The organism is Kribbella sp. NPDC003505, from assembly GCF_040610875.1.
Lineage (GTDB): Bacteria > Actinomycetota > Actinomycetes > Propionibacteriales > Kribbellaceae > Kribbella.
In genome coordinates this window covers 297,289-304,666 of the sequence record NZ_JBEXNA010000014.1, presented here as the reverse complement: position 1 = coordinate 304,666, position 7,378 = coordinate 297,289, and the positions used below count along the sequence as shown (strand labels likewise).

Below are 7,378 nucleotides of genomic sequence, written 5' to 3'. Positions count from 1 at the left end.
ATGGTACTGCGACCGGGAGGTCGTGGGAGAGTAGGACGCCGCCGGACATTCACACTGTTAAGGGCCACCCCACACCGGGGTGGCCCTTAACATTTGTGGGGGTCGGCGGCCGCCGACCAGGACGTCACCTCCGCTGCGGGCGCGGTAACGTTTGTCCGATTACTGCTCTTCAGCATCGTTAGGAGTCACCGTGGCTACGCCACCTCGCAATCCTCGCTCCGGCTCCGGGGACCGTCGCGGTTCGTCCGGAGGCGCCGGCCGCTCGGGCGGTGCCGGTGGTGGACGGTCCGACTCCGGTCGCTCGAGCTCAGGTACCGGCCGCACGGGCTCTGGAGCTGGTCGCTCGGGCTCGGGTGGCGGTCGCGCTGGTTCCGGTTCCGGCGCCGGTCGTGGCGGTTCGGGCACTGGTTGGACCGGTGGGTCGGGCCGTGCGGGTTCTGGTGCCGGGCGTTCTGGGTCCGGGGCAGGTCGTGCGGGTTCCGGCGCGGGTCGTGGCGGTTCGTCGGGTGGTGCGGCGCCTCGTGGTGGCACAGGCAGTCGTAGTGGTGGACCGAGTCGGCCGGGTGGGTTTGCCGGTGGGCGCTCTGGTGGTTCCGGTGGGCGTTCCGGTGGATCGTCGTACCGGGATCGGGAGGAGAGTTCGTACGAGAACCGGCGGGGGTTTGCCGGGTCACGTGGGGATGACAAGTCTGAGCGGGATCCGTTCGGTGGTCAGATGTCCGATCGCGGTGGGCGGGACGATCGCTCCGGCGGATACCGGCGTGACGACCGTTCAGGTGGGCGTGGGCCCGGTGCGGGCCGTGGTGTAGCCGGCTCGCGTCGCGATGATCGCGGAGGCTTCCGGCGTGACGACCGCGGCGGCGAGAGCCGTGGGTCGTACCGGCGTGACGACCGCGGTGATGACCGCGGCGGATACCGGCGCGATGACCGCGGTGGTGAGCGCGGAGGGTATCGGCGGGACGAGCGTGGCGGGGATGACCGCGGCGGGTACCGGCGCGATGACCGTGGCGGTGAGCGTGGCGGGTACCGGCGGGACGAGCGTGGTGGCGATGAGCGCGGTGGGTTCCAGCGGAACGAGCGCGGTGGTTCGTACCGGCGGGATGACGCGCGGGGTGCACGGCGGGACGAGCTTGGTGGGGACTCGCGGGGATATCGGCGGGACGAGCGGTCGGGGGACGACCGTGGGTTCCGGCGGGATGACCGTGGGGATTCGCGCGGGCGGGGGCCGGCTCGGGCCGGTGGGCCTGGGCGGAGTGAGCGTGGCGGGTTCCGGCGGGACGAGCGCGGTGATGCCAGGGGCCGTTCGGCAGCTGGGGATTCGCGCGGGCGGACCGGAGGCCGGGACGAGCGGCGTGGGACCGGTGGACGCGATGATCGGCGGGACGACCGGCGGGGCGGGTTCCGGCGGGAGGAGCGCGAGGAGAAGGTCGGTCCGCGGCGCGACGACCCGAAGATTCCGGAAGGGATCACCGGTGCCGAGCTCGACCGGTCGGTCAAGGCCGAACTGCGGTCGCTGCCGCGGACGCTGGCCGACCTGGTCGCGCAGCACCTGGTCGCGTCGGGGCGGCTCCTCGACGACGACCCGGAGTTGGCGTATCAGCACGCGCGGACGGCGCGGCGGCTGGCTGCACGGCTCGGCGGTGTACGCGAGGCCGTGGCGATCACGGCGTACCTGGCTGAGCACTACGACGAGGCGCTGACCGAGTTCCGCGCCGTACGGCGGATGACCGGGAACCACGAGGTTCTCGCGATGATGGCCGACTGTGAGCGTGCGCTCGGCCGGCCGGACAAGGCGCTGGCGCTGACGAAGGACAAGCACGTCCACGACCTGTCCGAGCCAACCCAGATGGAGTTGCTGATCGTGGCGGCCGGAGCGCGGCGTGACAAGGGACAGACCGCGGCGGCGATCCAGATGCTCGAGGTGCCGGAGCTGACCAAGCGGACGCGGGCCGACTGGCTGCCGCGGCTGCGGTACGCGTACGCCGACGCGCTGGCCGAAGCTGGGCGGACCGACGACGCGCTGATCTGGTTCCACCGGGCTGCCGGCGTCGACGGCGACGGGCTGACCGGAGCGGCCGAGCGGGCCGCCGAGCTCGAAGGCCTCGAGTTCACCGACCTCGACGAGGACGACACCCTCCTGGACGACGAGTACTTCGAGGACGACGAGACCACCGACGCAGGCGACGCAGACGACACGGCCGACGTCATCGACGCGGCGGATGCAGGGGATGCAGCGGACGCAGGGGACGCGGCCGACGCAGCCGATGTGGACGACGCAGCCGATGTGGACGACTCGGATGCGGCCGAGACGGCAGACGTCATCGATGCGGCGGACGCAGCGGACGTTGACGACGCGGCCGGCGTGGACGGTGCGGGCGGCGTGGGCGAGGATGGGGGTTCGGACGGGGAGTCCAAGAGCAGCGAGGAGTAGCGCGTGGGGGGTGCGGGTGTGCCGGCGGCCGGTGAGCCGGTGGGGGCGCTGGTGGGGGCGGCGCTCGCCAAAGGCGCGCTGCGGCTCGAGAAGTCCGTCGGGATGGTGGAGAACGGCGAGGACGACGCCATCCATCAGGTCCGGGTGTCCTGCCGGCGGTTGCGGAGCGACCTGAAGCTGTTCCGCAAGCTGCTGGCAGGAGACTGGGCCACCGAACTGCGCGCCGATCTGGCCGCGCTGGCCCAAGCCTGCGGTGAAGCGCGCGACCTCGAAGTGATCGCGGCGCTCGTCCGCGAGAACGCCGCCGGCGAGGACAACCAGGAACACGTCGACACGATCCTCACCACCCTCACGCTCGGCCTGGAGCGCGCCGCGGCCCGCTCCGCCGAGGTGGTTCTCGGCGAATCCACCCGAGCCCTGCTCACCACGATCGAAGCCGTCGCGGCGGCACCCGACCTCAACGCCAAGGCAGCCAAGCCGTGCAGCGAGGTCCTCCCGCAGTTCCTGCGGTCCGCTACGGTCAAGTTCACCCAGGAAGCCGACAAGCTGAAGCCCTGGACGCCCGACGACGACTGGCACGAGGTACGCCTGCTGGCGAAGCGAGTGCGGTACGCCGCCGACACCAGCGCCGCCGTACTCGGCGACGAAGCAAGAGCCACCGCAGCGCACGCAGCGACGTACCAGGAGCTGCTGGGCCAGCACCAGGACCACTGCGCCGCTGCAGACGCCCTGACCGCCATGGCAGTCGATGCAGCGGCTCAGGACGACCCAGAGCTCTCCTTCACCCTCGGACGGCTCACAGAGCGCCACAGAGCCGCGCGCAAGCCACTTCGTGAGCAGTTCCTGAGCCTGTACCACCGGCCCTGACGCTCACAGGGTCCGGAACAGCAGCCCCACCCGCGGCTTCGGGCCGAACGACGTCGCCTTCTGCGGCAGTGCGACGCCCATGGCGGCCGACCGCAGCACCTGGTCCATCCGGAGAGCTGGAAGCTCAATAGCGGCCTGCTGAGGGCCAGCCAGCGCCAGTGCGTCGGCCAGTGTGTGGTGGAACGTGATGTCGTCCTCAGCCACACCCCACGCCGGCAGCAGCACGTCGTGCAGCAGTGTCACTGCGGGTGCCTCGAAAGCAGTGTGGAGAGTCAGCCAGCTGGAACCGTCCGTGACCGAGATCCGGTCCGGTACGTCCTCCGCGCGACCGGCCTGCACCTGCCAGTCCGATGGCATACGGGACCGCACAGTCGCCAGATCCAGACCTGGTACGACGCGGTGGATCGGGTCCAGCGTCAACGGGTGCCTGGTGTAGTCGACCAGCATCGCCAGACCGACCTCCGCGCTCTGCCGGTACGGCTCCCGCAGCTGCCGCTCGAGGTACGCCGCGTACCGGTGGTGCCCGTCCGCGATGACCGCCTCGTGCTTGGCGAGCTCCGCCTCGATCGTCCCGAGCACTACCGGGTCGTCGATGCGCCAGATGGTGTGTTCGGCGCCGTTGTACGTCTCGGCCTCCAGCCACGGCTCGCCGGACCGGGCCGCGTCCACAGCATCACTGGCCGCGCCGCCGTCGGAATAGGCCAGCAGAATCGGCTCCAGGTCGGCGTCCGTGGCCTCCATCAGCCGTAGCCGGTCGTCGACCCAGTGCGGCATCACGTCCTCGTGCGGCAGCACCACCTGACGCGTCGGGTCCAGGCGGAGCGACCCGACCAGCCCGCACAGTACGGCGTTCCCCAGCCGCTGCTCGTACACGTACAGCGCGGGCCGCTCGTCCTGCACCACCACGCCGTCGCGCTGCCACCCGGCGAGCCGTCGCGCGGGTTCGTCGTACCGGGCCGGGCCGAGGTCCGGATCGCGTGGAAGGATGAGCCTCACCATGTTGTGCAGATCAGAATCAGTCAGCCGCCGGACGATGGCGGGTTCCAGCACGTCGTACGGCGGCGACGTGACGGCGCCGAGCGCGCTCACCTTGCCCGCCACGAACCGCCAGGCACGCAGTGGGTCGAGTCTCAGCACCCCCCGAGCATCCGGCATGCGCGGCATCGTACGGGGTGAAGCATGAGCGCGGAACGGCAATCGCCGCCGCCGCTCTCGGCGTGTGACGAACCGCTCGCGAGCCGGTACGACGTGGCGCTGCTGGACCTGGACGGCGTCGTGTACGTCGGCCCGGATCCGGTGCCGGACGCGCCGGAGAATCTCCGCAAGGCCGCCAAGGAAGGGATGCGGATCGGCTACATCACGAACAACGCGAGCCGGCCGGCGCGGGTCGTTGCCGAGCACCTCGCGTCGTTCGGGCTGGACGTGATCGCCGACGACGTCGTCACCTCGGCGCAGGCGGCCGCGAAGCTGATCGCGAGCGAGTTCCCGAAGGGGTCGGCGGTGCTCGTGGTCGGCGGCGAAGGGCTGCACGTCGCGCTGGAGGAGTACGGGCTGACCCCGGTGCGGTCCAGCGACGCGCGACCGGTCGCCGTGGTCCAGGGGTTCCACCCGGACGTGAACTGGGTGATGCTCGCCGACGGCGCGCATGCGATCAACGAGGGCGCGAAGTGGTTCGCGACCAACCTCGACCTGACGATCCCGACCGCGGCCGGCAAGGCGCCCGGGAACGGCACGCTGGTGCAGGCCGTCCGGGCCGCGGTCGACGTGGACCCGGTGGTCGCCGGGAAGCCCGAGCCGCCGCTGCTGGAGACCAGCATCGAGCGGCTCGAAGCCGAGCGGCCGTTGATGATCGGGGACCGGCTGGACTCCGACATCGAAGGCGCGAACGCGGTCGGGATCGCGAGCCTGTGGGTGGCGACCGGCGTCAACGACGCGTACGACCTGGCGCGGGCGCCGAAGCACCAGCGCCCGACGTACGTCGCCGCCGGGCTCGGCGCGCTGGCCGAGAAGCAGGCCGGCGTGACCGTCGAGGGCTCGAAGCACACCTCGGGCGGCTGGACGGCCGAGGTCGTCGACAACGCCGTCACCGTGAAAGGCGAGGGAGCGCCGTACGACGGGCTCCGGGCGATCCTGTCCGCGGTCTGGGCCGCGGTCGACGTGCCCGCCGAGCCGCCGAAGCCGGCCAAAACCAGCCGAGGCCGCCGTCCGCGCCCGAAGCCGGCGCCCACGCCCGACTCGATCGCCTTGGACGCGGCCCTGCACCGCATCGGCCTCGACAAGTAGCCGCACCACCCCTGGGGAGGGTGGTTGGCTGGTGTTGCGGCGGGGAGGCGATACCGTTGCTGGGGACGATGCGAGGAGGCAGTCATGGTGTTGGACGCACTGCGCGGCTACGTACAACTGGCGAGCGGCTTGACCGAGGTCACCAAGCAGAAGGCCCAGACGGCTGCGAAGGCGTTGCTGCAGCAGACCGGGGCGGACGCGCTGACCAGCCGAGCCAGTGAACTGGCCGACGAGATCGTTGCCACCAGCAAGAGCAACCGTCAACTGCTGCAGGCGATCGTGGCCAACGAGGTCGAAGGCGCGGTCGCGCGCCTCGGGTTCGTGCGCTCCGAGGAGGTCGCGGCACTCACCCGCCGGGTGAAGGCGCTGGAGACCGAGCTCGCCGAGGCACACGCCGCCGCGTCCGAGCGGGCGGCCGCCGAGAAGAGCACGCCGGCCGCCGAGAAGAGCACGGGGAACAGCGCGCCGGCCAAGCCCGCGGGGAAGAAGCCGGCCAAGAAGGCCGCAGCGAAGAAGACCGCGAAGAAGGCCTGACATGACCGAGCATCCCGGCGAGCAGTTCCCACCCGACGTGGACCCGGACGTCGAGCCCGGCCAGGACCCGGACCGGTACGAGCAGCCGCAGACACATCCCGACTACGACACCGAGCCCGGTGCCCAGGACGCCGCGGAGCACGTGGACCCCGCAGAGGTCGAGTTCGGCCCGGAGTTCGCCCGTGCCCCGGGGCAGGAACACGAACACTCCTTCCACGCCGGCTCCGCCGAGGATCCGGTGCCGGACGCGGAGCACGAGCACGAGGAAGGCGGTCACCCGCTGGTCGAGGAGACCATGGAGCGCCTGGACGAGTTGCGGGACAAGCCGGTGAGTGAGCACGGCGAGGTGTACGCCGACCTGCACGAGCGCCTCCAGACCGCTCTGGTCGAGGCCGACGCCGAGCAGGGCGAGCGGGGATAGCCGGAAACCCCGAGTGGCCAAGGGAGTCAAGCGGTCGCGGCTCGACGCAGAGCTGGTACGGCGTGGCCTCGCGCGCTCGCGTGAGCATGCGAGCGAGCTGATCGCGGCCGGCAAGGTGAAGGTCTCGGGAACCGTGGCCGGCAAGCCCGCGACCGGGGTCGGTGCGGACGCGCCGATCGTCGTCGACACGTCCGAGCACGAGGATCCCGGCTACGCCAGCCGGGGCGCGCACAAGCTGCTCGGCGCGCTCGAGGCGTTCCCGGCCGTCCAGGTGAAAGGCCGCCGTACGCTCGACGCCGGTGCGTCGACCGGCGGCTTCACCGACGTCCTGCTGCGCAACGAGGCCGCGCACGTGATCGCCGTCGACGTCGGCTACGGCCAGCTGGTGTGGGCGTTGCAGACCGACGAGCGGGTCACGGTGCTGGACCGGACCAATGTCCGGACGCTGACGCTGGACGCCATCGGCGGCGAGCCGGTCGACCTCGTCGTCAGTGACCTGAGCTTCATCAGCCTCACGTTGGTGCTGCCCGCGCTGATCGGCGTGGTGAAACCGGACGGCGATCTGGTGCTGATGGTCAAGCCGCAGTTCGAGGTCGGCAAGGACCGGCTCGGCAAGGGCGGCGTGGTCCGGGACCCGCAGTTGCGCGCCGACGCGGTGCGGAACGTCGCCGCGAAGGCGAGCGAGCTGGGGTGGGGAATCCAGGGCGTCGCGGCCAGCCCGTTGCCCGGCCCGTCAGGAAATGTCGAATACTTCCTGTGGATACGACGTGTTGCGCCGGTTCTCGATGAGACGATGCTGCAGACCGCCATCGAGCGCGGGCCTCGATGAAGGGGGGACCTGG

Annotated in this window: 8 protein-coding genes; 6 read left to right on the top strand and 2 right to left on the bottom strand. The window is 71.2% G+C overall.

The window, feature by feature from the left end; genetic code table 11:
• Positions 1–772: 772 nt before the first annotated feature.
• Positions 773–1,603 carry a hypothetical protein gene (locus ABZX12_RS37380; protein ID WP_355700185.1) on the bottom strand — a complete coding sequence of 277 codons (831 nt, stop codon included), beginning with the start codon at positions 1,601–1,603 and terminating at the stop codon, positions 773–775.
• On the opposite strand from ABZX12_RS37380, the gene ABZX12_RS37375 reads away from it, so the two are divergent.
• Together ABZX12_RS37375 and ABZX12_RS37370 are read left to right on the top strand one after the other, a co-directional pair.
• The gene (locus ABZX12_RS37375; RefSeq protein ID WP_355700184.1) at positions 1,589–2,431 is read left to right on the top strand and encodes a hypothetical protein; all 843 of its coding nucleotides are present in this window, start codon (positions 1,589–1,591) and stop codon (positions 2,429–2,431) included. The two genes, ABZX12_RS37380 and ABZX12_RS37375, sit on opposite strands and share 15 nt — an antisense overlap.
• 3 nt (positions 2,432–2,434) lie before the next feature.
• Positions 2,435–3,298: a CHAD domain-containing protein gene (locus tag ABZX12_RS37370; RefSeq protein WP_355700183.1), complete on the top strand. Its 864-nt coding sequence runs from the start codon at positions 2,435–2,437 to the stop codon at positions 3,296–3,298.
• 3 nt (positions 3,299–3,301) lie between these two features.
• Here the strand turns inward: ABZX12_RS37370 and ABZX12_RS37365 are convergent, their stop codons facing one another.
• On the bottom strand, positions 3,302–4,453 hold the full coding sequence (locus ABZX12_RS37365) for a DUF1015 domain-containing protein (RefSeq protein ID WP_355700182.1): 1,152 nt from the start codon (positions 4,451–4,453) through the stop codon (positions 3,302–3,304).
• 24 nt (positions 4,454–4,477) lie between these two features.
• On the opposite strand from ABZX12_RS37365, the gene ABZX12_RS37360 reads away from it, so the two are divergent.
• The 4 genes from ABZX12_RS37360 to ABZX12_RS37345 all read left to right on the top strand — a co-directional run bounded on the left by ABZX12_RS37360 (position 4,478) and on the right by ABZX12_RS37345 (position 7,365).
• A complete protein-coding gene (locus ABZX12_RS37360; protein ID WP_355700181.1) occupies positions 4,478–5,581 on the top strand; it encodes an HAD-IIA family hydrolase in 1,104 nt (367 codons plus the stop codon).
• Between the two features lie 84 nt (positions 5,582–5,665).
• Positions 5,666–6,115, top strand: a complete 450-nt coding sequence (locus ABZX12_RS37355) for a polyhydroxyalkanoate synthesis protein PhaF (RefSeq protein WP_355700180.1) — start codon at positions 5,666–5,668, stop codon at positions 6,113–6,115.
• 1 nt (position 6,116) lies between these two features.
• Positions 6,117–6,536 (top strand): hypothetical protein, encoded by a 420-nt coding sequence (locus tag ABZX12_RS37350; protein ID WP_355700179.1) that lies wholly within the window; start codon positions 6,117–6,119, stop codon positions 6,534–6,536.
• 13 nt (positions 6,537–6,549) lie between these two features.
• Positions 6,550–7,365 carry a TlyA family RNA methyltransferase gene (locus ABZX12_RS37345; RefSeq protein WP_355700178.1) on the top strand — a complete coding sequence of 272 codons (816 nt, stop codon included), beginning with the start codon at positions 6,550–6,552 and terminating at the stop codon, positions 7,363–7,365.
• The last annotated feature ends 13 nt before the right edge of the window (positions 7,366–7,378 follow it).